We start from the raw sequence: 25973 nt of genomic DNA, 5'->3' as shown, positions 1-25973 counted from the left end.
TGGTGGACGAGGGCACGGGCGAGCGCCCCCGCGTCGACGACGCGGGGCTGCACCTCCCCGACGGCTTCGAGGGCTCCGGCGACGTGCTCTTCGACGGCCACCACGCCTGGTCCTTCACCGCCGAGCCCGGCTCGGCGTTCGTGCCGTGGCCCAAGCGGATGAGCCGCTGGCTCGACGGTGTCTCGCAGGTGCGGGTCGTCTCCGGCGGCACCGAGGTGTACGCCGGCGAGGTCTCCTTCGGCAGCGGCGAGGGCCGGGTCCGCTTCGTCGACAAGGACGGCATCCCCGTCATGATCGACAAGTGGGGCCTGCTCCAGCGGCCCTTCTCCGGGCGCGACAGCCGGGTCATCGAGCAGATGGTCGAGATGACCGAGCGGATCCTCGACGTCATGGAGGCCGAGTGCGGCGTCCGCGGCTGGATCGCCTTCGGCACGCTGCTCGGCGCCGCGCGCGAGGGCGCGGTCATCGGCCACGACTCCGACGTCGACCTCGCCTACCTCTCCGAGAAGGCCACGCCCGCGGAGATGGCCGTGGAGCTGTGGGACATCGCGCGGGCGCTGCGCCGCCACGGCATGCGCGTGCTGAACAAGTCCGCCGCGTTCATCACCGTGCTGTTCACCTCGCCCGACGGCGGCATGTCCAGCATCGACATCTACACCTGCTTCTACGTCGGCGACCTGCTCCACGAGACCGCGACCGTGCGCCAGGAGGTGCCGCGCAGCGCGATCCTGCCGCTGGGCGAGCTGTCCTTCGAGGGCCGGATGCTGCCGGCGCCGGCCGACCCCGACACCATGCTGACCGTCTCGTACGGCGCCGGGTGGCGCGTCCCGGACCCCTCGTTCCGCCACGAGCCGGGCCCGGAGATCACCGACCGCTTCGACGGCTGGTTCTCCTCCCTCATGCGCCAGCGCCGCGACTGGGAGCGCTTCCTCGCCGACCTCGCCCAGGACGAGGAGCACGGCCCCTCCGCGACCGCGGACTGGGTCGCCGACCGGCTGGCCGAGGCCACCCCCGAGGGCGAGCCCGCCGACGTACGCGTCGTCGAGCTCGGTGCCGGCACCGGCCAGGACGCGCTGCGCCTGGCCGAGCGCGGCGTCCGCGTGCTGGCCCTCGACTACGCCCGCCAGAGCCTGCGAGCGCCCGCCCGCCGGGCCCGCCGCGAAGGCCTGCCGGCCGACTTCGACCACCTCAACCTCTACGACCTGCGCGACGTGCTCACCCGCGGCGCGCTCGTCGCGCGCGACAAGGCCCGGCAGGTGCTCTACGCCCGCGACCTGCTGGAGACCCTCGAGCCCGACGGGCTGGAGAACTTCTGGCGCTTCGCCTCGATGACCCTGCGCGGCGGCGGCACGGCCTACCTCGAGGGCCAGGCGCTCTCGCGCGCCGACGCCGCCGAGCAGCGGGCCGAGCGCGGGGGCGGGCGGCTGCACCCGGTCGACCCGCGGGTGCTGGAGGGGCGTGCGGTGCGGGCCGGGGGCCGGGTGGTGCACCGTGAGGGGTTCCTCGACGCCGCGGCCGCGGTCTCGGGGGGAGCTCCGGCACGCTGGAGGATGATCGTCGAGTGGCCCACCAGGGAGGACCAGTGACCGAGCGCGTCTATCTGCACGTCGGAGCGCCGAAGTCGGGCACGACGTACCTGCAGCGGATCCTGGAGGCCAACCGCGGACCGCTCGCGGACGCCGGCGTCCTGGTCGTGGGGGACACCCACGTCGACCGCATCCACGCCGCGATGGTCGTGCGGGAGGACCCACGGCTCGACTCGCTGCCCGAGCGCGCCTCGACCGCCTGGGACCGGCTGGTCGCGCAGGTCCGCGGCTGGCGCGGCCCGGTCGCGATCCTCTCCTATGAGCTGTTCGCCGGGGCCTCGGCCGACCAGGTCGCCCGCGTGCTGCGCGACCTCGACGGCATCGAGGTCCACGTCGTCATCACCGCCCGCGACCTGGGCCGCGGCGTGCCGTCGGCCTGGCAGGAGCGGCTGAAGTTCGCCCTCACCACGCCGCTGGAGAAGTGGCGGCCGCGACCGGAGTCCGCCGGCGTCCGCGCCGAGTGGGGCTGGCGGACGATGGACCCCGCGGGCGTCGCCGCCCGCTGGGGCGCCGAGCTGCCGCCCGAGCGGGTCCACGTCGTCACGGTGCCGACCACGCCCGGTGACGAGCACGAGCTGTGGCGCCGCTTCGCCGCCGCCTGCTCCATCGACCCGCCGGGCCTGCGGCTCGACGTCGAGCGGGCCAACGAGTCCCTCGGCCTGGTCGCCGCGGAGCTGCTGCGCCGGGTCAACGAGAAGGTCCGCGAGCCGATCACCGGCAACCGCGAGCAGGCGCTGTGGCTGCGCGACACCCTCGCCCACGGGATCCTCGCCCGGCTCGGCCGCGAGCCGATCGGGCTGACCGACAGGCAGTACGCCGACGCCACCGATCGGGCCGACGCCGCGATCGCCGCGATCGCCGAGGCGGGCTACGACGTCCGCGGCGACCTCGACGACCTCCGCGCCACCCGGCCCGACGCGCGGACCCCGGGCGAGGCGACCGAGGGCGAGCTGCTGGAGATGGCGGTCGAGACGATCGTCCGACTGCTCGTGCTGGTCCGCGAGCGGACCCGCGAGCGCGACGCCGCCGCCCGGACCACGCTGGCCCGCGACCCCGACGAGTCCACGGTCGTCGCGCTCGGCAAGGGCGTCGTACGCCGGATCACCGCGCCCCGCGTGGAGAGCCGCGCCGAGGACCTCCGGGCCCGGGTGGCCGAGCTCGAGGCCGAGGTCGCCCGCAGCCGCGAGCTCCAGCTGCGCGTGGCCGAGCTCTCCGACGTCGTCACCGAGCTGCTCCTGCCGCCGCGCTCCACCGACGGCCGGGTCACCGCCAAGGCGCTGAACACCTACCGGGCGCAGTCGCTGTGAGGCGGCTGCCCGGCTCCTCCGGCCTGCTGCGGCGCGTCGCCGCGGGCACCGGCGTCGAGGAGGTGCTCGTCCTGGAGCGGCGGATCGACGACCTCGCCGAGGCCGTGGCCGAGAACGCCGCGCTCGAGGCGCCGCTCACCGCGATCGTCGCCGAGCTCGAGCAGTCCCTCGTCGGGCCGCTCGAGCACCGCCTGCGCCAGCTCGGCGCCCGCTGACCGAGGTGTGAGCCGGGGCATACCCGCGGTTGACTACCGGGCGGTAACCTCGCCGACGCATCGCCCGTCGTACGTCCCACCCTTCCGCGCCACCCCTTCACCAACGAGGAGCAGTCCATGGGCCGCCTGTGCGAGACCGAGGGTCTCACCGAGGAGCAGACCGAGATCATCAAGGCGGTCCGCACCTTCGTCGACGAGAAGATCCTGCCGGTCGCGACCGAGCTGGAGCACGCCGACGAGTACCCGCAGGAGATCGTCGACGGGCTGAAGGAGCTCGGCATCTTCGGGCTGATGATCCCCGAGGAGTACGACGGGCTGGGTGAGTCGCTGCTGACCTACGCCTTGTGCGTGGAGGAGATCGCGCGGGGCTGGATGAGCGTCTCGGGTGTCATCAACACCCACTTCATCGTGGCCTACATGCTGATGAAGCACGGCACCGAGGAGCAGAAGAAGAAGTACCTGCCGAAGATGGCCACCGGCGAGATCCGGGGGTCGTTCTCGATGTCGGAGCCGGGCCTGGGCTCGGACGTCTCGGCGATCAAGACCAAGGCCGTCAAGAACGACCAGGGCGGCTACACGATCGACGGCCAGAAGATGTGGCTGACCAACGGCGGCACGTCGAACCTGATCGCGGTGCTGGTCAAGACCGACGAGGGTGCGGACTCGGTCTACAAGAACATGACGACCTTCCTGGTGGAGAAGGAGTCCGGGTTCGGCGAGACCGCGCCGGGGCTGACCATCCCGGGCAAGATCGACAAGATGGGCTACAAGGGCGTCGACACCACCGAGGCGGTCTTCGAGGGCCACCAGGTCTCGGCCGAGCAGGTCCTGGGCGGGGAGACCGGCAAGGGCTTCTACCAGATGATGGACGGCGTCGAGGTCGGCCGCGTCAACGTCGCCGCCCGCGCCTGCGGCATCGCGCTGCGCGCCTTCGAGCTGGCCATCGCCTACGCCCAGCAGCGCGAGACCTTCGGCAAGCAGATCGCCGACCACCAGGCGATCCTGTTCCGCCTCGCGGAGATGGCGACCAAGGTCGAGGCCTCCCACGCGATGATGGTCAAGGCCGCGCGGCTCAAGGACTCCGGCAAGCGGATGGACGTCGAGGCCGGCATGGCCAAGATGCTCGCCGCGGAGTACTGCAACGAGGTCGTCCAGGACTCCTTCCGCATCCACGGCGGCTACGGCTACTCCAAGGAGTACGAGATCGAGCGGCTCTACCGCGAGGCCGCGTTCATGCTGATCGGCGAGGGCACCTCCGACATCCAGAAGATGATCATCGGCCGCTCGCTCCTCAAGGAGTACAAGCTCAAGGGCTGAGCGCACCACCGCTCCCCGCACGGCCCGCACGCCCCAGGACCACCCGGTCCGCCACGACGAGGCTCCCGCTGACTACGGTGGGGCCGTGGCGAGCCGGGTGGTCCTGCACGTGGGGCTGATGAAGTCCGGCACCTCCTACCTCCAGCAGCGGCTCGGGGCCAACCGCGCCCTGCTGCGCGAGCGGGGGGTGCTCTTCCCCGGCGGGACGTGGCGCGACCAGGTGCTCGCGGTCTCCGACGTGCTCGAGCGCAAGCAGGCCGGCCCGGCCGCCCGCGGCCGGTGGGCCTCGCTGGTGGCCGAGGCGGCGGCGTACGACGGGGTCGTGGTGGTCAGCATGGAGTTCCTCGGCCCCGCCCCGCCCGCGAAGGTCGCCGAGGTCGTCTCCTCCTTCGGCGACACGCCCGTCGAGGTCGTGCTGACCCTGCGCGACCTCGGTCGCGGCGTGCCGGCGATGTGGCAGGAGAGCCTGCAGAACGGCGGCACCACCGACTGGGCGGCGTACGTCGCCGGGCTGGCCGGGAAGCGGCGGCCCGCCCGCGCCTTCTGGCGCCAGCAGGGGATGGGCCGGATCGTCGGCAACTGGGCGGCGGTCGTCGGCCCCGGGCGCACCACCGTGGTGACCGTGCCGCCGCCCGGCGCGCCCTCGGGGCTGCTGTGGGAGCGGTTCTGCCGCGCGGCCGGGATCGACGGGGACGGCGCGGAGCCGGTCAGCCCCGCGAACACCTCCCTCGACGCCGCCTCGGCACTGGTCCTGCTCGACCTCAACCGCCGCCTCGAGGCCGCGGAGCTGTCCGCGGCGGACTACCACACGCTCGTGAAGTTCGGCCTGGCCAAGCGGGTGATGGCCGGCCGCGGCGGCGCGGCCATCGGCTTCGCCCCGCCCCCCTGGCTGGTCGAGCGGTCGGCGGAGGTCGTGAAGCGGGTGGCGGCCGCCGGCACCCGCGTGGTCGGCGACCTCGCCGACCTCGAGCCGGTCGCCGTCGCGGGCATCGACCCCGCGGATCTGCCGGCCGAGGAGCGGCTCGCCGCCGCGGTCGACGTGCTCGCCGGCCTCACCGTCCAGCGTGCGGACCGCCGCCGCGCCGGGGACCCAGGCACTACCGTGCGGGCATGAAGACACGACTCACCTGCCCCTGCGGCGAGGTCGTCAAGGGCGCCGACGAGGACGAGCTGGTCGAGAAGGCGCAGGCCCACCTCGCCGCGGAGCACCCCGGCCGCGAGTACGAGCGCGAGATGATCCTGTTCATGGCCACCTGACCACCCGGCGCCCCCGCTGGTTGAGCAGCGAAGGCCGCCAAGGCCTGAGCGTGTCGAAACCCGGTGAGCCGACTGCGGCCTGGGGGACGGGGTCCCGCCCGCGCCGGGCGCGGTGGTGACGGCGGGGCCTCCGGCCCCGACCGCGCGGCGTACCCGCCTCCGGCCGCCTCCTGCGGGGTCGTGTGCCCGAGGACGCGCGCGCCCGCGTCGCGGGGCACACGACCCGAGTTCGCGTTAACCCGTCGACACACCCGCCGCGGTCCTGGGACGCTGGGTGTCCGAACCGACCTCGGGAGGACCGCATGGCGACCCACGGCAACGACGACCTCAAGGCACGGATGAAGGCGGCGTTGGACCGCAAGCAGGCCAACGACCCGGGGGTCCCGCGGGACCGACCGGCGAAGGAGAAGGCGCACGGCCCCGAGGTGGTCGGCGGCGCTCCGAAGATGCACCGGCGCAAGGCCGGCGGTGGCGGGGCGTGAGCGGACCTACCGTGAGGTAACCCACGCGACGCACCCGTGACGCGGGGACGGGCACCCGGGCAGGATGTCGGGGTCCGTCCCCGTCGTCGTACCCAGCAGAGGAGTCCCGGTGCAGTTCGGTCGCAGCTATGAGGAGTTCGAGGTCGGTGCGACGTACAAGCACTGGCCCGGCAAGACGGTCACCGAGTTCGACGACCACATGTTCTGCCTGCTGACGATGAACCACCACCCGCTCCACCTCGACAGCAACTACGCCGAGGAGACCACCCAGTTCGGCAAGAACGTCGTGGTCGGCAACTACGTCTACTCGATCCTGCTGGGCATGTCGGTGCCCGACATCTCCGGCAAGGCGATCGCCAACCTCGAGATCGAGTCGCTGCGCCACGTGGCGCCGACCTTCCACGGGGACACGCTCTACGGCGAGACCCGCGTGCTCGACAAGTGGGAGTCGACGTCCAAGGACGACCGCGGCGTGGTCCACGTCGAGACCATCGGCTACAACCAGGACGGCAAGGTCGTGTGCATCTTCCGCCGCAAGGTGATGGTGCCGAAGAACAACTACCTCGAGGCGCGGGGCGGCGAGCAGCCCGGCCGCCCGGTGCCGCAGCGGGACAAGAACTGGCCGGGGGCCGACGCCGCCGAGTGAGGCGCCCGCGCTCACGGGGTGGCCGCCCGCGAGCAGCACCCCGTGAGCAGCACCCGTGACCAACGGCCCGTGGCCTAGGGCTCAAGAGTGTCGGCGGCAGGTCCGGGGCACCGGACCTGCCGTGACTCCTGGAGCTTCCCCCACACCCGAGACCAGGTCGCGGGACGACGACCGGGGCTTCCTGGGGCAGCCGCGGGCGCTGGCCAACCTGTTCGGCGTCGAGCTGTGGGAGCGGTTCAGCTTCTACGGCATGCAGGGCATCCTGCTGATCTACCTGTACTACTCCGCCACCGACGGCGGCCTGGGCATGGACCAGGGCACCGCGACCGGCATCGTCGGCGCGTACGGCGGCTCGGTCTACCTCTCCACGATCCTCGGCGCCTGGCTGGCCGACCGGGTCGTCGGCCCCGAGCGGACGCTCTTCGGGTCAGCGGTCGTGGTCATGGTCGGCCACATCGCGCTCGCGGTGGTGCCCGGCTTCGCCGGCGTCGCCGTCGGCTGCGTGCTCATCGCGCTGGGCAGCGGCGGGGTCAAGGCCACGGCCACCAGCATCGTCGGCTCGCTCTACGCCATAGGCGACGAGCGGCGCGACGCCGGCTTCTCGCTGTTCTACATGGGCATCAACATCGGCGCGCTCGTCGGCCCGCTGCTCACCGGCGTGCTCCAGAAGGAGGCCGGCTTCCACTGGGGCTTCGGCCTCGCCGCCGTCGGCATGGCCGCCGGCCTGGCGCAGTACGCCGCGGGACGTCGCCGGCTGCCGGCCGAGTCGCGCGTCGTGCCCAACCCGCTGCCGCGCTCGCTCGCGGTCCGGTACGCCGGCGCGGCGGTCGCCGTGCTCGTGGTGGTGGTGCTCCTGGCGGTGACCGGCCTGCTGACCATCGACAACCTCGCCGACTGGGTCGTGGGCATCACGCTGGCCGCGGCGCTGGCGTACTTCGTCGTGATCCTCACCAGCAGCCACGTCGACGCGACCGAGCGGAGCCGGGTCTGGTCCTTCGTGCCGCTCTTCGTGGTCAACGCGGTCTTCTGGTCGCTCTACCAGCAGCAGTTCACCGTGGTGACGATCTACTCCGACGAGCGGTTGAACCGCGACCTGTTCGGCTGGGAGATGCCGGTCTCCTGGGTGCAGTCGATCAACCCGGTCTTCATCATCGCGCTGGCGGGCGCGTTCGCGGCGCTGTGGACCAAGCTCGGCCCGCGGCAGCCGTCGACGCCGGTGAAGTTCGGTCTCGGCACCATCACGATGGGCGTGGCGTTCCTGTTGTTCCTGCTCACGCCGGAGGGGGTCAACTCGGTGCCGCTCCTCGCGCTGGTGGGCATCCTGTTGGTCTTCACGATCGCCGAGCTGCTCATCTCACCGGTGGGCCTCTCGCTGTCGACCAAGCTCGCGCCGCGCCAGTTCCGCACGCAGATGGTCGCGCTGTACTTCCTGTCGGTCTCCCTCGGCACGACGATGGCCGGCCGGCTGGGGGAGTTCTACGACCCCGACGACGAGGGCGGCTACTTCCTCATCATCGGCCTGGTCGCGATCGCCGTCGGCGCGCTCCTGCTGCTCGCGACGAAGCCGATCCAGAGGCTGATGGCGGGGGTGCACTGAGCCTCGTGGGTCCGCCGGGCCCGCCCGGGGCGGCCGGCACCGCGACCGCCGCGAACGTCCGCGCCAGCGGCACCAGGGCCAGCACCAGCACCATCGGCACCGCGAAGCCGAGCCGGAGCGACCCCGCCCCCGCGAGCCCGGTCAGCACCGAGCCCAGCAGCCCGCCGAGGTAGTTGAACTGGTTGAACCGCGCCACCACGGCGTCCACCCGGGCCTGGTCGCCGCCGGCGATCCGGGCGGCCGCGGAGAAGCTCAGCGGGGCGATCACCGCCACGCCGGCGCCCAGCAGGGTGAAGCCGGCGACCGCGACCGGCCAGGTCGGCGCGAGCACGACCACCCCGAGCGCCAGCGCCGCGACCACGGCACCGACGCGGAGCACCGGCACGGCGCCGTACGTCGCCACCAACCGGTCGCCGGCCAGCCGCACCACGAGGCTGGCCAGCAGGTAGGGGAACGTCGCCAGGGCGACGAGCCGCGCGGGTGCGTCCACGACGTCCGCGAGGTAGAGCGGTCCCCAGGCGGCCGAGGCGCTGTCGACCATGTAGAAGACGACCATCGCCGCCCCGACCATCGCGATCGGCCGCCACGGCACGCCCGCGGCCTCGAGCACGGCGTCGGGGTCCGGCGGGGTGTGCACGCGCGGGAGGTACGGCGCCGCCGCGACCACCAGCGGGACGACCGCGAGCGCGGCGGTCACGCCGAGCGGCAGCGTGGCGGTCGCCAGCGTGATCGCCGCGCCCACCAGGCCGCCGAGGGTCCAGCACCCGTGCAGCGAGGGCAGCAGCGGGCGGCCGTAGTCGCGCTCGACCGCGACGGCCTGCATGTTCGTCGCGGCGTCGACCAGCCCGAGCGCGAGGCCGTAGCCGACGATGCCCGCGACGAACACCGCCCGGTCCCCGGCCAGCACCAGCGTCGGCAGCGCGAGGGTCATGACGAGCAGCCCGAAGCGCAGCAGCCACGCGCTGTCGTGCCGCGCCGCGACCCGCTCAGCAACGACCGAGCCCACCCCGGCGGCCAGGACGAGCAGGAGCAGCAGCCCCGACAGGGCCACCTCCGAGAGGCCCCACCGGTCGGAGAAGTCCGGCAGCCGCGTCGTCAGGCTGATGAAGACCAGGCCCTGGGTCGCGAACGCCGCTGCGGTCGCCGCTCGGGCGCGGGTCGGTGGCACGGGGGCGAGCCTGTCACGGGACGGCCGCGTCGGGGAGCGGTTCGGCGTCGCCGGTCCGGGGAGACTGCGCCCATGACGACGTGGGAGCGGCGCTCGGAGTGGCCGCTGGTGGTGCTGGCGCTGGTGTTCCTGGCCGCGTACGCCTGGCCGGTGCTCGACCCCGACCTGGGGCGGGGATGGGTGCGGGCCTGCAGCTGGGTGGCCTGGGCGGTGTGGGCGGCCTTCGCGCTGGACTACGGGGTGCGCCTGGTCCAGGCCGCGGACCGTGGGGCGTGGATCCGCCGGCACGCGTTCGACCTCGTGGTCCTCCTCCTGCCGCTGCTCCGGCCGTTGCGCCTGCTGCGCCTGCTCGTCCTGATCCGCGTGCTGAACCGCTCGGCGAGCGCCTCGCTGCGCGGCCGGGTCGGGACGTACGTCGGCGCGGGCTCCTCGATGCTCGCGCTCGTCGCGGCCCTTGCGGTGCTCGACGCCGAGCGCGGCGCGCCCGAGGCCACCATCACCTCCTTCGGCGACGCGCTGTGGTGGGCCGTCACCACGATGACCACCGTCGGCTACGGCGACCGCTTCCCGGTGACCGACACCGGTCGGCTGGTCGGCTTCGGCCTGATGATCGCGGGCATCGCCCTGCTCGGCACCGTGACCGCGACGCTCGCGAGCTGGCTGGTGCAGGCGGTCGCCGACGAGGCGGCCGAGGCCCGGGCCGACGACGCCGGGGACCGCGACGACCTCCACGCGGAGCTGACCGCGCTCCGCCGCCAGGTCGAGGAGCTCACGCTCGCACTCGGGGACCGGATGACCGCGGCGGACCGGCCCGGGAGTGAACCGGCCCGCGGGCGGCAACCTGCCGGGTCATGAGCGAGCTGTGGCTGGTCCGGCACGGGCAGACCGAGTGGAGCCGGGACCACCGGCACACCTCGGTGACCGACCTCCCCCTCCTGCCCGAGGGCGAGGAGGTGGCCCGGACGTTGCGGGAGCGGCTCGACCCGGCCGACTTCGAGGCGGTGCGGACCAGCCCGCGGCAGCGGGCGCGGCGCACCGCCGAGCTGGCGGGCTTCCCCGGCGCCGAGGTCGACGAGGACCTGGTCGAGTGGGCCTACGGCGAGCACGAGGGCGTCACCACCGAGGAGATCCGCGAGAGCGTCCCCGGCTGGACGGTCTGGACCCACCCGAGCCCGGGCGGCGAGACGCCCGCCCAGGTCGCCGCCCGGCTGGACCGCGTCGTCGCCCGCGCCCGGGCGCGGGAGGGCCGCACGCTGGTCTTCGGGCACGGCCACTGCCTGCGGGCGCTGGCCGCCCGCTGGCTGGATCTCCCGGTCACCGACGGACGCCACTTGAAGCTCGGGACGGCGACGGTCTCGGTGCTGGGCTGGGAGCGGGAGACCCCGGTCGTCGAGCGCTGGAACTCCTGACCGGGGCCGCGGACGGCTTGACGCGGGCCGCCGGATCGGCGCATATGGAGCCATGTCGCTCTCGGCCGGGTGCCCCCGCTGTCCGACGCCGATCGCCCGCACCGCCCCCGGCGGCGGCTGGTCCTGCCCCGACCACGGGGCGATCGAGCCGCTGTGGCGCCCCGCCGAGGCGTCGTACGCCGGGTTCGTCGAGCACCTGGGCACGGCCGGCGTGTTCCCGAGCTACCTCCCGTGGCCGATGAGCCCGGGCTGGGCGGTCACCGACTTCGGGGTCGTCGGCAGCGGGCCGGGCCAGGTGAGCGCGACGATGACCTGCTGCTCGGGGACCAGCGAGCTCGACGGGCCGGTGGACGTGCTGGTGGTGACCGAGGAGCCCGGCACCGGCCTCGGCGCCCGCTGCGCCGGGACGTCCGCCCTCGACCCCGGCGCCGAGATCGGCGACGGGCCGGCCACGGTGAAGGTGCGGCTCGACCACCAGGCCGTCGGGCTGTGGCCGGTCTCGACGAGCGCCGCCACGGGGGAGTGGGACCGCTCCGTGGTCGCCGGCGAGGCGCGCGGCCGCTGGCTGTGGCTGGTGCTGCGGCCGGCCTCGGCGATCCTGCTCCTGCGCGACGACTGGATCCTGCGCGACGTCTCCGCGCTGGGGCCGGGCCTGGTCGAGACCGCTTTCGGCGGGCCGCGTCCCTCCTGGTGAGGGGTGGGTACCGGTCCCGCGTGTACCAGGACAACCGACCCTGCGACGTGTGCGGCTCCGAGGTCCGGCTGCGTGCCCACGAGGCCACCGAGGACCCCGCCGCCGCCACCGTGCGCGGCGACAACGACAGCACCGTCGACGAACGCGTCTGCACCAACCCCGAGTGCCCGACCAACGCGGGCGGGTCCGCCGCCCCCCGGCCCTGAGCCCGTGGTCGGCGCCCGGTCCTACCCTGGGACCCGTGCGCATCGACCTCCACACCCACTCGCGGGCCAGCGACGGCACGCAGAGCCCGGGTGACCTCGTGCGCGCCGCCGCGGCCGCCGGGCTCGACGTCGTCGCGATCACCGACCACGACACCGCCGACGGGTGGGCGGAGGCCGAGCGCGCCGCCCGCGAGGTCGGCATCGAGCTGGTCCGCGGCATGGAGATCAGCACCCGCCACCAGGGCCGGGGCGTGCACCTGCTCGGCTACCTGCCCGACCCGACGTACCCCCCGCTCGTCGAGCAGCTCTCCCGCGTGCTCGAGGGCCGCGAGGCGCGGGTGCCCGACATGCTCGCCCGGCTGCGCGGGATGGGCATCGAGGTCACCGACGCCGACGTGGCCCGCGCCGCCGCCGGCACCGCCGCGACGGGCCGCCCCCACGTCGCCGACGCGCTCGTCGCGGTCGGCGCGGTGCGCGACCGCACCGAGGCCTTCGACCGCTACCTCGGCGCCGGCCGGGCGGCGTACGTCGACCGGTACGCCGCCCCGCTGGCCGAGACGATCCGGCTGGTGACCGAGGCCGGCGGGGTGACCGTCGTGGCCCACCCGTGGGGCCGCTCGCAGCGCGAGTGGCCCGGCGAGCCCGAGCTGGCCGAGCTGCAGGCGGCCGGGCTGAGCGGCATCGAGGTCGACCACGAGGACCACACCCCCTCCAGCCGCGACAAGCTGCGCGCGATCGCCCGCAACCTCGACCTGGTCGTCACCGGCTCCAGCGACCACCACGGCACCGGCAAGATCGACCACGAGCTCGGCTGCAACACCACCGCGCCCGACCAGTACGCCCGGCTCCTCGACGCCGCCGCCCGCGCCGCCGAGGTGGCCCGGGCCGCCGGGCGCACCCCGCCGGACGTCGTCCGCCCCTGACCCGGGCCCGCGTCGGTCGGCCGGTCAGTCCTCCCGCGGGGCGAACCGGTAGCCCAGGCCGGGCTCGGTGATGAAGAGGACCGGCGCCGCCGGGTCGCGCTCCAGCTTGTGCCGGATCGCGGAGAGGTGGACCCGCAGGTAGTTGCTGTTGCGCTCGTAGGTCGGCCCCCACACGGCGTGGAGCAGCTCGGCCTGGCGCACCAGCCGCCCGCGCCGGCGCACCAGGAGCTCCACCAGCCGCCACTCGGTCGGGGTCAGCCGGATGACCTCGCCGTCCCGGGAGGCCCGGGAGTCCGCGACGTCGAGCACGAGACCGTCGACCTCGATCCGCTCCGGCCGGGCGTCCTGCTGGGCACGCCGCGTCACGGCGCCGACCCGCGCCAGCAGCTCCTCGAGGGAGAACGGCTTGCTGATGTAGTCGTCCGCGCCCAGGTCGAGCGCCTCGACCTTGTCGACGGCCTCGGACCGGGCGGACACGACGATCACCGGCACCAGGCTGAAGGTGCGCAGCCGGGTGAGCACCGCGACGCCGTCGAGGTCCGGCAGCCCCAGGTCGAGCAGGATCACGTCCGGCGTCCGCTCGTCGACGACCTGCAGCGCGGAGCGCCCGTCGCCGGCGGTCTCCACGTCGTAGCCGCGGGCGCGCAGGTTGACCGACAGCGTCCGCCGGATCGCCGGGTCGTCGTCCACGACGAGCACGAAGGTCACAGGTCTCCTCCGGGGGAGCTCGGGGCGGGGGTGTCGGCGCGGGGCAGCTCGAGGACGAAGGTGAGGCCGCCGCCGGGGGTGTCCTCGGCGGTGATGGTCCCACCGAAGGCCTCGAGCAGTCCGCGGGCCACGGCGAGCCCGAGGCCCACGCCGTCGGAGCCCGGGACGTCGCCGAGACGCTGGAAGGGCGAGAACAGCCGATCGTGCTCGTGCCCCTGCACGCCGGGCCCGGTGTCGGCGATCCGGAGGGCGAGCCGGCGGTCGTCGACGGGCGCGGCGTCCACGGTGATCCCGGCGTGGGCCGGCGTGTACTTCAAGGCGTTCTCGCACACGTTCGCCATGACCCGGTCCAGCAGGCCGGGGTCCGCCAGGACGGTGTACGCCGCGTCCACGTCGACCCGGATGCGCTCGCTCCCGGCCAGGCCGGCGAGGGTCGCGCGGATCGCGGCGGCGAGTGGCACCTCGTCGACGGCGGCGCTGATGGAGCTGGTGTGGATCCGGCTCATGTCGAGCAGGTTGTCGACCAGCGAGATGAGCCGCTCGGTGGCCTCCTTGATGACGGCGACGAACTCGGCGCGGTCGGCCTCGGTCCACGCCACGTCGGAGGCGCTCAGGCTGTCCGCGGCGAGCTTCACCGCCGCCAGCGGCGAGCGCAGGTCGTGGGAGACCGCCGCGAGCAGCGCGGTCCGGGTCCGGTCGACCTCGCTGAGGCGCAGCCGCTCGACCTCGGCGGCGGTGGCGGCGCGCCGCTCGAGGAGCACGCGGGCATAGGCGGCGTACGCCGTCAGCAGGCCGCGCTGGGAGGCCGGCAGCCCGCTGCCGTGCAGCGCGAGGACCGTGCCCTCGTCGATGTCCGCGACCATGCCGGCCTGGCCGATGTCCGACGGGGTGGTGCCGTGCGAGGCCAGGCAGTGGTCAGCACAGGGGCCGGCGCCGCCGGAGGGGTCCTCGGCGCGCCGGACGATGGCGGCGCCGTCGGCGTTGAAGACCTCGCACGCCGACCGGAGCAGCCCGGACGGGTCGTCGGTGGCGTTGAGCATGCTGTGGGCCAGGACCGTCAGCGCGTCGGCCTCGGCGCGGGCCCGCCGGGCCTGCTGCGTCTGCCGGGCGGCGGTGTCGACGACGGTCGCGACGGCGACGCCGACGAGCACGAAGAGCGCGAGCGCGAGGACGTTCTCCGGCTCGTCGATGGTCAGCACGTAGGTGGGGGAGACGAACAGGAAGTTCAGCAGCAGCCCGCTGACCAGCGCCGCGACGACCGCCGGGACCAGCCCGCCGATCAGCGCCGTGGCCACCACGACCGCCATCAACACCATGGACTCGGTGGTCAGGCCGTGCCAGTCGTGGGTCCACCACAGCACGAGGCTGACCAGCGTCGGGGCGAGGACCGAGACGAGGAACCCGGCGGTCCGGCGCCGCCGGCTGAGGACCTCCGGCGCGCGCCGGTCGGCGTTGGCCCGGCGGGCGTAGTCGTGGGTGACGATGTGGACGTCGATGTCGCCGGAGGCCGCGACCACCCGCTCGCCGACGCCGGGGCTCACCAGCGCTGCCGCCCGGCCGCGGCGGCTGGCGCCGACCACGATCTGGGTGGCGTTCTCGGCGCGGGCGAAGTCGAGGATGCCCTGCGCGGGATCGTCGCTGATGACGGTGTGGAAGCTGCCGCCGAGCTCCTCGGTCTTCTGCCGGAGCCGGCCCAGGACCTCCGGGGAGACGCCGGCGAGCCCGTCCTGCCGGGCGACGTACAGCGTGTGCCACTCGCTGCCCGAGGCCCGCGAGGCGATCCGGGCGGCCCGACGCACCAGCGTGGACGACTCCGGCCCGCCGCTGACGGGGACGATGATCCGCTCGCGGGTGGCCCAGGTCGAGTCGATGTCGTGCTGGGCGCGGTAGCGCTCCATGCCCTCCTCGACCCGGTCGGCCAGCCAGAGCAGGGCCAGCTCGCGCAGGGCGGTGAGGTTGCCCTCGCGGAAGTACTGCGAGAGCGCGGCGTCGACCTTGTCGGCGGTGTAGACGTTGCCGTGCGCCATCCGCCGCCGGAGGGCCTGCGGGCTCATGTCCACCAGCTCGATCTGGTCGGCGGAGCGGACGACGCTGTCCGGCACCGTCTCGCGCTGGCGCACGCCGGTGATCGCCTCGGTCACGTCGTTGAGGGACTCCAGGTGCTGGATGTTGACGGTCGTGACCACCTCGATGCCGGCCCGGCGCAGCTCCTCGACGTCCTGCCACCGCTTCTCGTGCCGGCTGCCGGGGACGTTGCTGTGGGCGAGCTCGTCGACCAGCACGACCGCCGGCGCCCGGCGCAGGACCGCCTCGACGTCCATCTCCTCCTGCGTGGTGCCGCGGTAGGACAGCCGGCGGCGGGGGACGACCTCCAGGCCCTCGGCCGCCTCGGCGGTCCGCGGCCGCTGGTGGGTCTCGACGTAGCCGATGACGACGTCGGTGCCCCGCTCGGCCCGCCGACGCCCCTCCTGCAGCATCGCGAAGGTCTTGCCGACACCGGGCGCCGCGCCGAGGTAGACCCTCAGCTTCCCTCGTTCCATCGTTCCCTCTCCCGGAGCCGCCGGCTCGCGCCCCTCGGACATCATCGGGCCGGGGTGCCCCGGCCGCGACCGCGGGAGGTCAGCGGCGCGCCTCGAGCACGGCGACGTTGAGCGCCAGCACGTTGACGCCGGGCTCGCCGAGGAAGCCCAGGGAGCGGCCGTCGGTGTGCTCGTCGACCAGCTCCTCGACGACCGACAGCTCCAACCCGTTCGCCCTCGCGACGCGGGGGGCCTGGAGGGCGGCGTACGCCGGCGAGACGTGCGGGTCGAGCCCCGACCCGGACGCGGTGACGGCGTCCGGCGGGACGTCGCCCTCCTCGACCCCCTCGGTCGCGGCCACCGCCGCCCGCCGCTCGGCGACGAGGGCGAGCAGGTCGGCGCTCGACGGGCCGAGGTTGCTCGGCGCCGACGCCAGGGAGTCGTGGTCGTTGGCGGAGGGGCGGGAGTGGAACCACGCCTCGCCCTCGAACTGCTGGCCGAGCAGGCGGGAGCCGACGACCGTGCCGTCCACCTCCACCGGCTGGCCCGCCGCCCGGGCGCCGAACGCCTGGCCGGCCGCCCACACGGCGACGGGGTAGACGACGCCGAGGAGGACGGTGAGGACGAGCAGCATGCGCAGTGCCGCCAGCGACTGGCGGGAGAGGTCCTTGATCATGGAGGTCAGCCGATCCCGGGGATGGTGGAGACGAGCAGGTCGATGAGCTTGATGCCGACGAACGGGACGAGGACGCCGCCCAGGCCGAAGACGAGCATGTTGCGGCGCAGCACGTCGGCGGCCGCCGCGGCGCGGAAGCGCACGCCGCGCAGGGCCAGCGGGATGAGCGCCACGATGATCAGCGCGTTGAAGATGACGGCCGAGAGGATCGCCGACTGCGGCGTCGCCAGGCCCATCACGTTGAGCGCGTCCAGCGAGGGGTAGGCGGCGACGAACATCGCCGGGATGATCGCGAAGTACTTCGCGATGTCGTTGGCGATGGAGAACGTCGTGAGCGCCCCGCGGGTGATCAGCAGCTGCTTGCCGATCTCGACGATGTCGATGAGCTTCGTCGGGTCGGAGTCGAGGTCGACCATGTTGCCGGCCTCCTTGGCGGCCGACGTACCGCTGTTCATCGCCACGCCGACGTCGGCGGCGGCCAGGGCGGGTGCGTCGTTGGTGCCGTCGCCGGTCATGGCGACCAGCCGTCCGCCCGCCTGCTCCTTGCGGATGTAGTCCAGCTTGTCCTCGGGCGTCGCCTCGGCCAGGAAGTCGTCGACGCCGGCCTCCTCGGCGATGGCCCGCGCGGTCAGGGCGTTGTCGCCGGTGACCATCACCGTCCGGATGCCCATCGAGCGCAGCTGCGCGAAGCGATCGGCCATCCCGTCCTTGACCACGTCCTTGAGGTGGACCACCCCGAGCGCGGCCCGCTCGCCGTGGGGTCCCCGCGAGCCGATGAGCAGGGGCGTGCCGCCCTGCCGGGCGATGTCGTCGACCGCTGCGACGACCTGCGGGTCGATGTCGATGCCGAGCCAGGCGGCGATGGCGGAGCCGGCGCCCTTGCGGATCTGCCGGCCGCCCGCGAGGTCGACACCGGACATCCGGGTCTGGGCGGTGAACTCGACGAAGTCGAGGCCCGCGGGCAGGTCCTGGTCGTCGGCCCCCTGGCTCAGGGCGAGGGCGACGATGGAGCGGCCCTCGGGCGTCTGGTCGGCCAGGCTGGCCAGCCGTGCCGCGTCGCGCAGCTCCTCCTCGGTGACGCCCGGCGCGGGCAGGAAGGCGCTGGCCTGGCGGTTGCCGTAGGTGATGGTGCCGGTCTTGTCGAGCAGCAGCGTGGAGACGTCGCCGGCGGCCTCGACCGCCCGCCCCGACATCGCGAGCACGTTGACGCGCACGAGCCGGTCCATGCCGGCGATGCCGATCGCCGAGAGCAGGGCCCCGATCGTGGTGGGGATCAGGCAGACCAGCAGGGCGATGAGCACCACCAGCTCCTGCGGGGCGCCGGCGTAGTCGGCCATCGGCGGCAGCGTCGCCACGGCGGCCAGGAAGACCAGCGTGAGGCTGACGAGCAGGATCGAGAGCGCGATCTCGTTGGGCGTCCTGCGCCGCGACGTGCCCTCGACGAGGCTGATCATCTTGTCCAGGAACGACTCCCCGGCCGCGGCGGTGATGTGCACGACGATGCGGTCGGAGAGCACCGTGGTGCCGCCGGTCACCGCGCTCCGGTCGCCGCCCGCCTCGCGGATGACGGGTGCCGACTCGCCGGTGATCGCGGACTCGTCGACGCTCGCGATGCCCTCGACGACGTCACCGTCGCCGGGGACGACCTCGCCGGCCTCGACCACGACGCGGTCCCCGACGCGGAGCCGGGTGCTCGGGACCGAGGTGGTGGCGCCCGCGTCGTCCAGCAGCCGGGCGACGGTGTCGGACCTGGTCGCGCGCAGCGAGGCCGCCTGGGCCTTGCCGCGGCCCTCCGCCACGGCCTCGGCGAGGTTGCCGAAGAGGACGGTCAGCCACAGCCAGACGGCCAGCCAGGTCGCGAAGGGGCCGGGATCGACGACGGCGACGACGGTCGTCAGGACCGAGCCGCACCACACCAGGAAGAGCACGGGGGAGCGCCACAGGTGACGGGGGTCGAGCTTGCGGAACGCCTCGGGGAGCTGGGCCAGCGCCTGGGCGGCCAGCACGCGCAGGCCGGTGCTCGACGCGACGTGGACAAGGTTGCCGGCCCCCGCGCGGTGCGGAGCGGCGTCGGTGGTCGGGCCGGCGTCGGGAGTCGGGGTGGGAGTGGTCGTGGTGCTCATGCGAGTGCCTCAGCAAGGGGTCCGAGGGAAAGGGCGGGGAAGTAGGTCAGGGCGGTGAAGAGGACGACGACGCCGACCAGGAGGGTCACGAAGACCGGCTGGTGCGTCGGCAGGGTCCCGGCCGTCGTCGGGACGCGTCCCTGCTCGGCCAGCGACCCGGCGAGCAGCAGGACGAGCACGATCGGCACCAGGCGGCCGAGCAGCATCGCCAGGCCGATGGTGATCTGGAAGAAGTCGGACGTCACGGTGATGCCGCCGAAGGCGCTGCCGTTGTTGTTGGCGCCGGAGGTGTAGGCGTACAGCACCTCGCTGAAGCCGTGCCCGCCCGGGTTGCCCATGGCGTCGCTCGTGGAGCCCAGGGCGATCGCCACGCCGGTCCCGACCAGCACGAGCGACGGCGTGATGAGCAGGTACGTCGCGACGTACGTCATCTGGCGGGCGCCGATCTTCTTCCCGAGGAGCTCGGGGGTCCGCCCGACCATGAGGCCGGCGATGAAGACCGCCACGATGGCCAGCACGAGGATCCCGTAGATCCCCGAGCCCACGCCGCCCGGCGTGACCTCGCCGAACATCATGTTCAGCAGGACCACGCCGCCGCCGGTGGGCGTCAGGGAGTCGTGCGAGGCGTTGACCGCGCCGGTCGAGGTGCCGGTCGTCGCGACGGCGAAGAGGGCCGACGCCCACTCGCCGAACCGGGTCTCCTTGCCCTCCATCGCGGCCCCGGCGGCCTGGGCGGCCTGGGAGCGCGCGCCGACCTCCGCGGCGGTCACCGCGGCCAGCGAGACGGCGAACAGCACGCCCATCGCGGCGAGCACCGCCAGCCCCTGGCGGCGGTTGCCGAGGAGGGTCCCGAGGGTGCGCGTCAGGCAGACCGGGATCAGCAGGATGAGGAGGATCTCGAGCAGGTTGGTGTAGCCGCTCGGGTTCTCGAAGGGGTGCGCGGAGTTGGCGTTGAAGAACCCGCCGCCGTTGGTGCCGAGCTCCTTGATCGCCTCCTGGCTGGCGACCGGCCCACCGGTCAGCGTCTGGCCGTGCCCGGCCAGGGTGTCCATCGGGATGTCGGAGAAGGTCTGGACGACACCGCCGGCCATCAGCAGGACAGCGGCGACGGCCGCGATCGGCAGCAGGATGCGCAGCGTCCCGCGGGTCAGGTCGACCCAGAAGTTGCCGAGGTTCCCGGTCCGGGTCCGGGTGAACCCACGGATCAGCGCGATCGCGACCGCCATGCCGACCGCCGCCGACGCGAAGTTCTGCACGGCCAGGCCGGCCATCTGCACCGTGAACCCGAGGGTCGACTCGCCGGCGTAGGACTGCCAGTTGGTGTTCGCGACGAAGGACGCCGCGGTGTTGAACGACATCCAGAACGGCACGCCGGGCAGGCCGCGGCTGAAGGGCAGGTGCGCCTGCGCCAGCTGCATCGCCATCAGCAGCGCGACGCCGACGAGGGAGAACGCGACGACGCTGACGGCGTAGGACCGTGCGGACTGCTCGGCGCGGGGGTCCACGCCGGTCAGCCGGTAGACCAGGCGCTCGGCCCGCAGGTGACGGTCGCTGCTGTAGACGGCCGCCATGTAGTCGCCGAGGGGCCGGTAGGCGAGGGCGAGGAGCGCGACCAGCGCCGCGATGGACGCGAGGCCCGCGAGGGTGTCGGACATCAGAAGCGCTCCGGGAGGACCAGGGCCGCCAGGAGGTACGCCGCTGCCACGACGACTGCCGCGATCAGCAGTCCACTTTCAAGACTCATGGCCTCAGCAAAGACCTCGTCCGAGGCACCGCCGCCGGTCTTGTCGCGTTCTTGACGAACCTTGACACGAGATTGCCGCCCGCCGTCACGACGGCTCCCACCGAGCGCCGTCGTGACGGCGCCCGGCCGCCTCGGCCTACTTCCGGCCGAGCGACTGGAAGCGCTGGAGCACGCCGGAGGGCACCGCACGGGCGAGGGTGGCGATCGCCTTGTAGCGGGTGCTCGGGATGGAGAAGACCTTGCCGGCCTCGTGGTCGGCCAGGGCGGTGCGGACCAGCTCGTCGGCGTCGAGCCAGAGGAACGCGGGGGCGGAGTCCTGGCCGACGTCCATCCGCTCGTGGAACTCGGTGCGCGTGAAGCCGGGGAGCAGGGCGGTGATGGTGACGCCCTGCGGGCGGTACTCGTGCGCGGCCCACTCGCTGAAGCTGTTCACCCACGCCTTGGCCGCCGAGTAGGTGCCACGGGGGAGGAGCGAGGCCACGCTCGAGACGTTGATGACGCCGCCGTGCCCGCGCTCGGTCATCGGGCCCAGCGCGGCGTGGGTCAGCCGCAGCACGGCGGTGACCAGCACGTCGAGCATCGCGGTCTCGAGGTCGGCGGAGTTGTCGAGGAAGCGCTCCTTGAGGCCGAAGCCGGCGTTGTTGACCAGCAGGTCGACCGGGCGGTCCCGGTCGGCCAGCCGCTCCTCGACCACCGCCATGCCGGCGCGGTCGGCCAGGTCGGCCGCGAGCACCTCGACCGCGACCCCGTGGGCGGAGCGCAGCTGGTCGGCGACGGCGGCGAGCCGCTGCTGGTCGCGGGCGACGAGCACCAGGTCGTCGCCGCGGGCGGCGAGCTGTTGGGCGAAGGAGTGGCCGATGCCGGCGGTCGCGCCGGTCACGAGAGCGGTGGGCATGGAGCTCAGTGAAACAGCCTGCGGAGACGGCCCCGTGAAACAGCCCACCGCAACCTGCGGTGTCGCCCTGATCCGCGGCCGGTCTCGTGCATGATGAGTGTCGATGACCACGACACTCGCGATCGCCAACCAGAAGGGCGGCGTCGCCAAGACGACGACCGTCGCCTCCCTGGGCGCTGCTCTCGCGGAGCTCGGGCACTCCGTGCTGCTGGTCGACCTCGACCCGCAGGCCTGCCTGACCTTCTCCCTCGGCATCGACCCCGAGGACCTCGAGGTCTCGGTCCACCAGGTGCTCACCCGGGGCACCGACCCCTCCGAGGTCATCATCACCACCGCGGACGGCGTCGACCTCCTGCCCGCGACGATCGAGCTCGCCCGCGCCGAGGCCGACCTGCTCACCCGCACCGGGCGCGAGCACGTCGTCAAGGGCGTGGTCGAGGACCTCGACGGCGCCTACGACTGGGTGCTGCTGGACTGCCCGCCCTCGCTCGGCGTGCTCACGGTCGCCGCGCTCACCGCCGCGAACGGCGTGCTCGTCCCGCTGCAGTGCGAGACGCTGTCGCACCGCGGCGTCGGCCAGCTGCTCGACACCGTCCACGACGTACGCCGCTTCACCAACAAGCGGCTCGAGGTGTGGGGGGTGCTGCCCACGCTCTTCGACGGCCGCACGAACCACTCCCGCACCGTGCTCGAGACGATCGCGGAGACCTACTCCCTCGACGTCGTCGAGCCGCCGATCCCCAAGACGATCAAGTTCGCCGAGGCGCCGGCGGCCGGGCGATCGATCCTCGCGACGAGCCGCACCAGCAAGGGCGCGCAGGCCTACCGCGAGGTGGCCGCCAACCTGGTCGAGCGGGCGGCCCGCCCGCGCCCGGCGGGCGGGAAGCCGGCGAGGAGGTCCTGAGGTGGGTCGGCACCGAGGTACGCCCGGGCGGCCGCGGTACGGCCGCATCGCGACCCTCGCCGCGTCCCTGGCGGTGACCCTCGTCGCCGTCCTCGGGGGCATCGGCGCGCTGCCGGACGAGCCTTCCGCCGCGGACGTCACGGCCGCCGAGGTCGCGCACGACCCCGAGGCGACCTCGCCGCCCGCCGCCGAGGCTGGCGCCCGGGAGGAGGAGGCCTCGTCCCGGTCCGCCGCCGCGACCGGGAGCGAGCAGACCGCGGTGGACCCGCGCGAGGACACCACCCTCCCGGCGGGCACCGGCCGCGGCAAGCGCGTGGTCTTCAGCCAGAGCCGTCAGCGGGTCTGGCTGGTCGAGGGCCGGAAGAAGGTCGTGCGGACCTATCTGGTCTCCGGCAGCGTCGAGGACAACCTCGATCCGGGCACCTACGCGGTCTACTCCCGCTCCGAGCAGGCCTACGGCATCGACGACTCCGGCACGATGAAGTACTTCGTCCGCTTCACCCAGGGCGAACGCGCCGCGATCGGCTTCCACGACATCCCGATCGACGACGGCGAGAAGGTGCAGACCGTCGCCGAGCTCGGTACGCCGCAGTCCCACGGCTGCATCCGCCAGCGGCGCGCCGACGCGATCGCCCTGTGGGACTTCGCCCCGCTCGGCACCACCGTCGTCGTCACCGCCTGACCCGCGAAGGACCCCCACGAACGACCCCCAAGAACGAGGCAGGGCCGCCCGATCGGATCGGGCGGCCCTGTGTCGTTCGTGAGGGTCGTACGTCGTGTGCCGGAGGTCAGTCCTCGGTGCCGCTGCCGGCGGCGGCCGGCTGGCCCTCGCCGGAGCCACCGCCCGAGCCGCCGCGCCGGCGACGACGCCGGTTGCGGCTGGGCGAGGCGCCGTCCTCGGAGCCGCCCTCGGCGGGCGCGCTCACGGGGGCGGTCGAGGTGGCGGTCGCGCCGTCGGTCGCCTGCTCGGCGCCGGGGGCGGTCTCGCCGCTCCGGGTCCGCGTGCGGCTGCGGTTGCGCGAGGGGCGCTCGCCGCGCGAGCGGTCGCCACCCCGGTCGCCACCCCGGTCATTGCGGTCGCCCCGGTCGGAGCGCTCCTTCTTCTCCACCGGCTTCGGGGGCACGATCCGGCCCTTGGTGCCCGGGGCGATGCCCTGGTCGGTGAAGAGGTGCTCGGAGGTGGAGTAGGTCTCGACCGGCTCGTCGAAGGGCAGGTCGAGGGTCTTGTTGATCATCTTCCAGCGGTGCAGGTCCGCCCAGTCGACGAAGGTGATCGCGGTGCCCGTCGCGCCGGCGCGGCCGGTGCGGCCGATCCGGTGGACGTAGGTCTTGTCGTCCTCGGGGCAGGTGTAGTTGATGACGTGCGAGACGCCGCGGACGTCGATGCCGCGCGCGGCGACGTCGGTGGCCACCAGCACCCGGATCTTGTCCTCGCGGAACTTCGCGAGCGCCTTCTCCCGGGCCACCTGCGCCATGTCGCCGTGCAGCGGGCTGGCGCTGAAGCCGCGCTCGACGAGGTCGTCGGCCACGCGCTGGGACTGCCGCTTGGTGCGGGTGAAGACGATGATCTTCTCGGCGTCCTCGGCCTGGAGGACCCGGCCGATGATCTCCGGCTTGTCCAGGTCGTGGGCCTGGTAGATGAACTGCGCGGTCGCCGGGACCATCGTGGTGTCGTACGACGACTCCGCGCGGATGTTCATCGGGTGGCGCATGTGGGTGCGCGCGAGCGCCACGATCGCCGAGGGCATCGTGGCCGAGAACAGCATGGTCTGCCGGGTCTCGGGGGTCATCTTCAAGATGCGCTCGACGTCGGGCAGGAAGCCCAGGTCCAGCATCTCGTCGGCCTCGTCGAGCACGAGCGCGTGCACGTGGGAGAGGTCGAGCGCCTTGCGGTTGGCCAGGTCGATGAGCCGGCCGGGCGTGCCGACGACGATGTCGACGCCCGACTGCAGCGTGTCGAGCTGGGTGTCGTACCCGACGCCGCCGTAGACGGTCAGCACGCGCAGGCCGGTGTCGGCGCTGGCGATGTGCAGGTCGTTGGAGACCTGGAGGGCCAGCTCGCGGGTCGGCGCCACGATCAGGGCCTGCGGCTTGCCCTGCGGGAGGTCGGCGTACGCCGGGTCCGTGGGGGAGACGCTGCGCTGGAGGACCGGGATCCCGAAGGCGAGGGTCTTGCCGGTGCCGGTGCGCGCCTGGCCGATGAGGTCGGTGCCCAGGAGGGCCACCGAGAGGGTCATCTCCTGGATCGCGAACGGGGTGCTGATGCCATGGCGCTCGAGGGCGTCGCAGATCTCGGGAAGCACCCCGAGCTCGCGGAAGGTCGTGGTGGTCAGTGTTCTTCTGCTTTCGTGAGTTCCGGCCGGTTCGACCGAAGGTGTCCTGGTGCGGCGGACTCACGGGGTCCTGGGGGACCGCTGGGGAGGTCTGCCGCGCACATCCGTGCGGGCCGCCGGCGAGGCGCTCGATCCGAGCGGGACGAGCGCCGGGAGGCAGCCTCGTGCATCTGCACCTTATCGGTAGGGTGCGAACGTGACGGCATCGACGGACGGACAGGTCGGGGACGACGCGCCCCTGGCGCTCCAGGACCCCGACTACCGCGAGGCGGTCATCGACCTCCTGGGCGCCATCGCCTACGGCGAGATCTCCGCCTTCGAGCGGCTCGCGGAGGACGCCAAGCTGGCCCCGTCGCTGGAGGACAAGGTCGCGGTCGCCTCGATGGCGGCCAGGGAGTTCGGCAAGGTCGCGGGCATCCACGCCCGGATCGCCGAGCTCGGCGCGGACCCGTTCGCCGCGATGGCGCCCTTCCGCGGCGCGATCGACCGCTTCCACGAGCACACCGCGCCCTCGGACTGGTACGAGGGCCTGATCAAGGCGTACGTCGGCGACGCGCTCGCCGACGACTTCTACCGCGAGATCGCGGCCTACCTCGACGCCACCACCCGCGACCTGGTCGTCTCCTCGCTCGAGGACAGCGGGCACGCCGCCTTCGTCGTCGACCGGGTGCGCGCGGGCATCGGGGCCGACCCGCGCCTGGGCGGGCGGCTCGCCCTGTGGGGGCGCCGGCTGATGGGCGAGGCGCTCACCCAGGCCCAGCGGGTCGCGGCCGAGCGGGACGCGCTGACCGCGCTGCTGGCCGGCGGCATCGACCGACCCGGGCTCGACCTGGCCGCCATCGGGCGGATGTTCGCCCGGATCACCGAGCGGCACGCGGAGCGGATGGCCGAGCTCGGCCTGGCTCACTGACCTAGGAAGCACGAACGCCTCGTGATGCCGAGCGTGCGCCGGGGCGCACGCTCGGCATCACGAGGCGGGTGGCGGGTCCGCTCGGGGCGGCCCGCTCGGGACTAGGAGCGGAACCCGACCTGGCCGACGACGCCGCCGCCGATCTCGACGTAGGCGATCTTCGCGGCCGGGACGACGAGCTTGCGGCCCTTGCTGTCGGTCAGCGTGAGCACCGTGCCGGCGCCGACCGCCTCGGCGACGAGCTGCTGGACGGCGTCCGCGGACTCGTCGGTGTCGACGACGAGCTCACGGGGGGCGTGCTGGACACCGATCTTGACCTCCACGAGGTCCTCCTTCAGTCGGTCCCGCCGGGGC

26 protein-coding genes and 1 pseudogene are annotated in these 25973 nt (G+C 73.6%); 17 read left to right on the top strand and 10 right to left on the bottom strand.

All coding sequences use genetic code 11. The features are described from left to right. Positions 1–2 precede the first annotated feature (2 nt). The 9 genes from HPC71_RS15970 (at position 3) to HPC71_RS15930 (ending at position 8407) form a co-directional block, all read left to right on the top strand. Complete coding sequence (locus HPC71_RS15970; RefSeq protein ID WP_154614795.1) at positions 3–1586, top strand: LicD family protein; 1584 nt, start codon at positions 3–5, stop codon at positions 1584–1586. Further along, positions 1583–2893, top strand: a complete 1311-nt coding sequence (locus tag HPC71_RS15965) for a DUF6752 domain-containing protein (protein WP_154614796.1) — start codon at positions 1583–1585, stop codon at positions 2891–2893. The genes HPC71_RS15970 and HPC71_RS15965 overlap by 4 nt, the downstream gene beginning before the upstream one ends. Beyond that, complete coding sequence (locus tag HPC71_RS15960; protein ID WP_154613275.1) at positions 2890–3108, top strand: hypothetical protein; 219 nt, start codon at positions 2890–2892, stop codon at positions 3106–3108. Before HPC71_RS15965 ends, HPC71_RS15960 begins: the two co-directional genes overlap by 4 nt. Positions 3109–3225: 117 nt before the next feature. Continuing rightward, on the top strand, positions 3226–4425 hold the full coding sequence (locus HPC71_RS15955; protein WP_154614797.1) for an acyl-CoA dehydrogenase family protein: 1200 nt from the start codon (positions 3226–3228) through the stop codon (positions 4423–4425). Between the two features lie 85 nt (positions 4426–4510). Further along, positions 4511–5539, top strand: coding sequence for a hypothetical protein (locus tag HPC71_RS15950; RefSeq protein ID WP_154614798.1), 1029 nt, complete (start codon positions 4511–4513; stop codon positions 5537–5539). Continuing rightward, positions 5536–5682 (top strand): DUF1059 domain-containing protein, encoded by a 147-nt coding sequence (locus tag HPC71_RS15945; protein WP_154613272.1) that lies wholly within the window; start codon positions 5536–5538, stop codon positions 5680–5682. Before HPC71_RS15950 ends, HPC71_RS15945 begins: the two co-directional genes overlap by 4 nt. A gap of 302 nt (positions 5683–5984) precedes the next feature. Then, a complete protein-coding gene (locus HPC71_RS15940; RefSeq protein WP_154613271.1) occupies positions 5985–6164 on the top strand; it encodes a DUF5302 domain-containing protein in 180 nt (59 codons plus the stop codon). A 109-nt stretch (positions 6165–6273) separates the two neighbouring features. Next, the gene (locus tag HPC71_RS15935; RefSeq protein WP_171896918.1) at positions 6274–6810 is read left to right on the top strand and encodes a MaoC family dehydratase; all 537 of its coding nucleotides are present in this window, start codon (positions 6274–6276) and stop codon (positions 6808–6810) included. 121 nt (positions 6811–6931) lie between these two features. Further along, a complete protein-coding gene (locus HPC71_RS15930; protein ID WP_171896917.1) occupies positions 6932–8407 on the top strand; it encodes a peptide MFS transporter in 1476 nt (491 codons plus the stop codon). Here HPC71_RS15930 and HPC71_RS15925 read toward each other — a convergent pair. Next, a pseudogene (locus HPC71_RS15925) lies at positions 8322–9605 on the bottom strand (MFS transporter); the annotation flags it as partial. The gene HPC71_RS15930 and the pseudogene HPC71_RS15925 sit on opposite strands and share 86 nt — an antisense overlap. A 42-nt stretch (positions 9606–9647) precedes the next feature. Between HPC71_RS15925 and HPC71_RS15920 the strand changes: the two are divergent. The 5 genes from HPC71_RS15920 to HPC71_RS15900 are packed head-to-tail and all read left to right on the top strand — an operon-like array spanning position 9648 to position 12807. Then, positions 9648–10430 (top strand): potassium channel family protein, encoded by a 783-nt coding sequence (locus HPC71_RS15920; RefSeq protein ID WP_154613269.1) that lies wholly within the window; start codon positions 9648–9650, stop codon positions 10428–10430. Continuing rightward, the gene (locus tag HPC71_RS15915) at positions 10427–10984 is read left to right on the top strand and encodes a histidine phosphatase family protein (RefSeq protein ID WP_154613268.1); all 558 of its coding nucleotides are present in this window, start codon (positions 10427–10429) and stop codon (positions 10982–10984) included. Before HPC71_RS15920 ends, HPC71_RS15915 begins: the two co-directional genes overlap by 4 nt. Positions 10985–11036: 52 nt before the next feature. After that, on the top strand, positions 11037–11678 hold the full coding sequence (locus HPC71_RS15910) for a DUF6758 family protein (RefSeq protein WP_171896916.1): 642 nt from the start codon (positions 11037–11039) through the stop codon (positions 11676–11678). Positions 11679–11698: 20 nt separating this feature from the next. Further along, a complete protein-coding gene (locus tag HPC71_RS15905; protein WP_154613267.1) occupies positions 11699–11884 on the top strand; it encodes a hypothetical protein in 186 nt (61 codons plus the stop codon). Between the two features lie 35 nt (positions 11885–11919). Next, positions 11920–12807, top strand: coding sequence for a PHP domain-containing protein (locus tag HPC71_RS15900; protein ID WP_171896915.1), 888 nt, complete (start codon positions 11920–11922; stop codon positions 12805–12807). A gap of 24 nt (positions 12808–12831) precedes the next feature. Here HPC71_RS15900 and HPC71_RS15895 read toward each other — a convergent pair whose 3' ends face one another. From HPC71_RS15895 to HPC71_RS15870, 7 genes are all read right to left on the bottom strand, one after another. Beyond that, positions 12832–13515, bottom strand: a complete 684-nt coding sequence (locus tag HPC71_RS15895) for a response regulator (protein WP_171896914.1) — start codon at positions 13513–13515, stop codon at positions 12832–12834. After that, on the bottom strand, positions 13512–16055 hold the full coding sequence (locus tag HPC71_RS15890) for a DUF4118 domain-containing protein (RefSeq protein ID WP_154614800.1): 2544 nt from the start codon (positions 16053–16055) through the stop codon (positions 13512–13514). The genes HPC71_RS15895 and HPC71_RS15890 overlap by 4 nt, the downstream gene beginning before the upstream one ends. 79 nt (positions 16056–16134) lie before the next feature. Next, positions 16135–16710, bottom strand: a complete 576-nt coding sequence (kdpC, locus tag HPC71_RS15885) for a potassium-transporting ATPase subunit KdpC (protein WP_154614801.1) — start codon at positions 16708–16710, stop codon at positions 16135–16137. Positions 16711–16715: 5 nt separating this feature from the next. Then, positions 16716–18833, bottom strand: coding sequence for a potassium-transporting ATPase subunit KdpB (gene kdpB / locus HPC71_RS15880; RefSeq protein ID WP_154614802.1), 2118 nt, complete (start codon positions 18831–18833; stop codon positions 16716–16718). Next, complete coding sequence (kdpA, locus tag HPC71_RS15875) at positions 18830–20488, bottom strand: potassium-transporting ATPase subunit KdpA (protein WP_154614803.1); 1659 nt, start codon at positions 20486–20488, stop codon at positions 18830–18832. The genes kdpB and kdpA overlap by 4 nt, the downstream gene beginning before the upstream one ends. After that, a complete protein-coding gene (locus HPC71_RS20955) occupies positions 20488–20577 on the bottom strand; it encodes a potassium-transporting ATPase subunit F (protein ID WP_154614804.1) in 90 nt (29 codons plus the stop codon). The genes kdpA and HPC71_RS20955 overlap by 1 nt, the downstream gene beginning before the upstream one ends. Before the next feature lie 136 nt (positions 20578–20713). Continuing rightward, positions 20714–21472, bottom strand: coding sequence for an SDR family NAD(P)-dependent oxidoreductase (locus HPC71_RS15870; RefSeq protein ID WP_154613261.1), 759 nt, complete (start codon positions 21470–21472; stop codon positions 20714–20716). 103 nt (positions 21473–21575) lie between these two features. On the opposite strand from HPC71_RS15870, the gene HPC71_RS15865 reads away from it, so the two are divergent. After that, complete coding sequence (locus HPC71_RS15865; RefSeq protein WP_154614805.1) at positions 21576–22376, top strand: ParA family protein; 801 nt, start codon at positions 21576–21578, stop codon at positions 22374–22376. 1 nt (position 22377) lies between these two features. Continuing rightward, positions 22378–23058, top strand: coding sequence for a L,D-transpeptidase (locus tag HPC71_RS15860; RefSeq protein WP_154614806.1), 681 nt, complete (start codon positions 22378–22380; stop codon positions 23056–23058). Between the two features lie 106 nt (positions 23059–23164). Here HPC71_RS15860 and HPC71_RS15855 read toward each other — a convergent pair whose 3' ends face one another. Next, positions 23165–24679, bottom strand: coding sequence for a DEAD/DEAH box helicase (locus tag HPC71_RS15855; protein WP_171896913.1), 1515 nt, complete (start codon positions 24677–24679; stop codon positions 23165–23167). A 226-nt stretch (positions 24680–24905) separates the two neighbouring features. Here HPC71_RS15855 and HPC71_RS15850 point away from each other — a divergent pair, with 226 nt between their 5' ends. Continuing rightward, entirely contained in the window at positions 24906–25619 is a 714-nt protein-coding gene (locus HPC71_RS15850; RefSeq protein WP_171896912.1) for a ferritin-like fold-containing protein, read from the top strand. Between the two features lie 101 nt (positions 25620–25720). Here HPC71_RS15850 and HPC71_RS15845 read toward each other — a convergent pair whose 3' ends face one another. After that, positions 25721–25942, bottom strand: a complete 222-nt coding sequence (locus HPC71_RS15845) for a DUF3107 domain-containing protein (RefSeq protein ID WP_166195121.1) — start codon at positions 25940–25942, stop codon at positions 25721–25723. Positions 25943–25973: the final 31 nt, after the last annotated feature.

Source organism: Nocardioides marmotae, from assembly GCF_013177455.1.
In the GTDB taxonomy this organism is placed as follows: Bacteria; Actinomycetota; Actinomycetes; order Propionibacteriales; family Nocardioidaceae; genus Nocardioides; species Nocardioides marmotae.
Note: the sequence above shows the minus strand (reverse complement) of the source record. Positions and strands in the feature narration are given on the sequence as shown.

Bases quoted from the DNA above. Each gene is read 5' to 3' on its own strand.
- HPC71_RS15955 (WP_154614797.1), top strand. From the start codon at position 3,226: ATGGGCCGCCTGTGCGAGACCGAGGGTCTCACCGAGGAGCAGACCGAG.
- HPC71_RS15945 (WP_154613272.1), top strand. From the start codon at position 5,536: ATGAAGACACGACTCACCTGCCCCTGCGGCGAGGTCGTCAAGGGCGCC.
- HPC71_RS15940 (WP_154613271.1), top strand. From the start codon at position 5,985: ATGGCGACCCACGGCAACGACGACCTCAAGGCACGGATGAAGGCGGCG.
- HPC71_RS15920 (WP_154613269.1), top strand. From the start codon at position 9,648: ATGACGACGTGGGAGCGGCGCTCGGAGTGGCCGCTGGTGGTGCTGGCG.
- HPC71_RS15915 (WP_154613268.1), top strand. From the start codon at position 10,427: ATGAGCGAGCTGTGGCTGGTCCGGCACGGGCAGACCGAGTGGAGCCGG.
- HPC71_RS15910 (WP_171896916.1), top strand. From the start codon at position 11,037: ATGTCGCTCTCGGCCGGGTGCCCCCGCTGTCCGACGCCGATCGCCCGC.
- HPC71_RS15890 (WP_154614800.1), bottom strand. From the start codon at position 16,055: ATGGAACGAGGGAAGCTGAGGGTCTACCTCGGCGCGGCGCCCGGTGTC.
- kdpC (WP_154614801.1), bottom strand. From the start codon at position 16,710: ATGATCAAGGACCTCTCCCGCCAGTCGCTGGCGGCACTGCGCATGCTG.
- kdpB (WP_154614802.1), bottom strand. From the start codon at position 18,833: ATGAGCACCACGACCACTCCCACCCCGACTCCCGACGCCGGCCCGACC.
- kdpA (WP_154614803.1), bottom strand. From the start codon at position 20,488: ATGTCCGACACCCTCGCGGGCCTCGCGTCCATCGCGGCGCTGGTCGCG.
- HPC71_RS20955 (WP_154614804.1), bottom strand. From the start codon at position 20,577: ATGAGTCTTGAAAGTGGACTGCTGATCGCGGCAGTCGTCGTGGCAGCG.
- HPC71_RS15870 (WP_154613261.1), bottom strand. From the start codon at position 21,472: ATGCCCACCGCTCTCGTGACCGGCGCGACCGCCGGCATCGGCCACTCC.
- HPC71_RS15865 (WP_154614805.1), top strand. From the start codon at position 21,576: ATGACCACGACACTCGCGATCGCCAACCAGAAGGGCGGCGTCGCCAAG.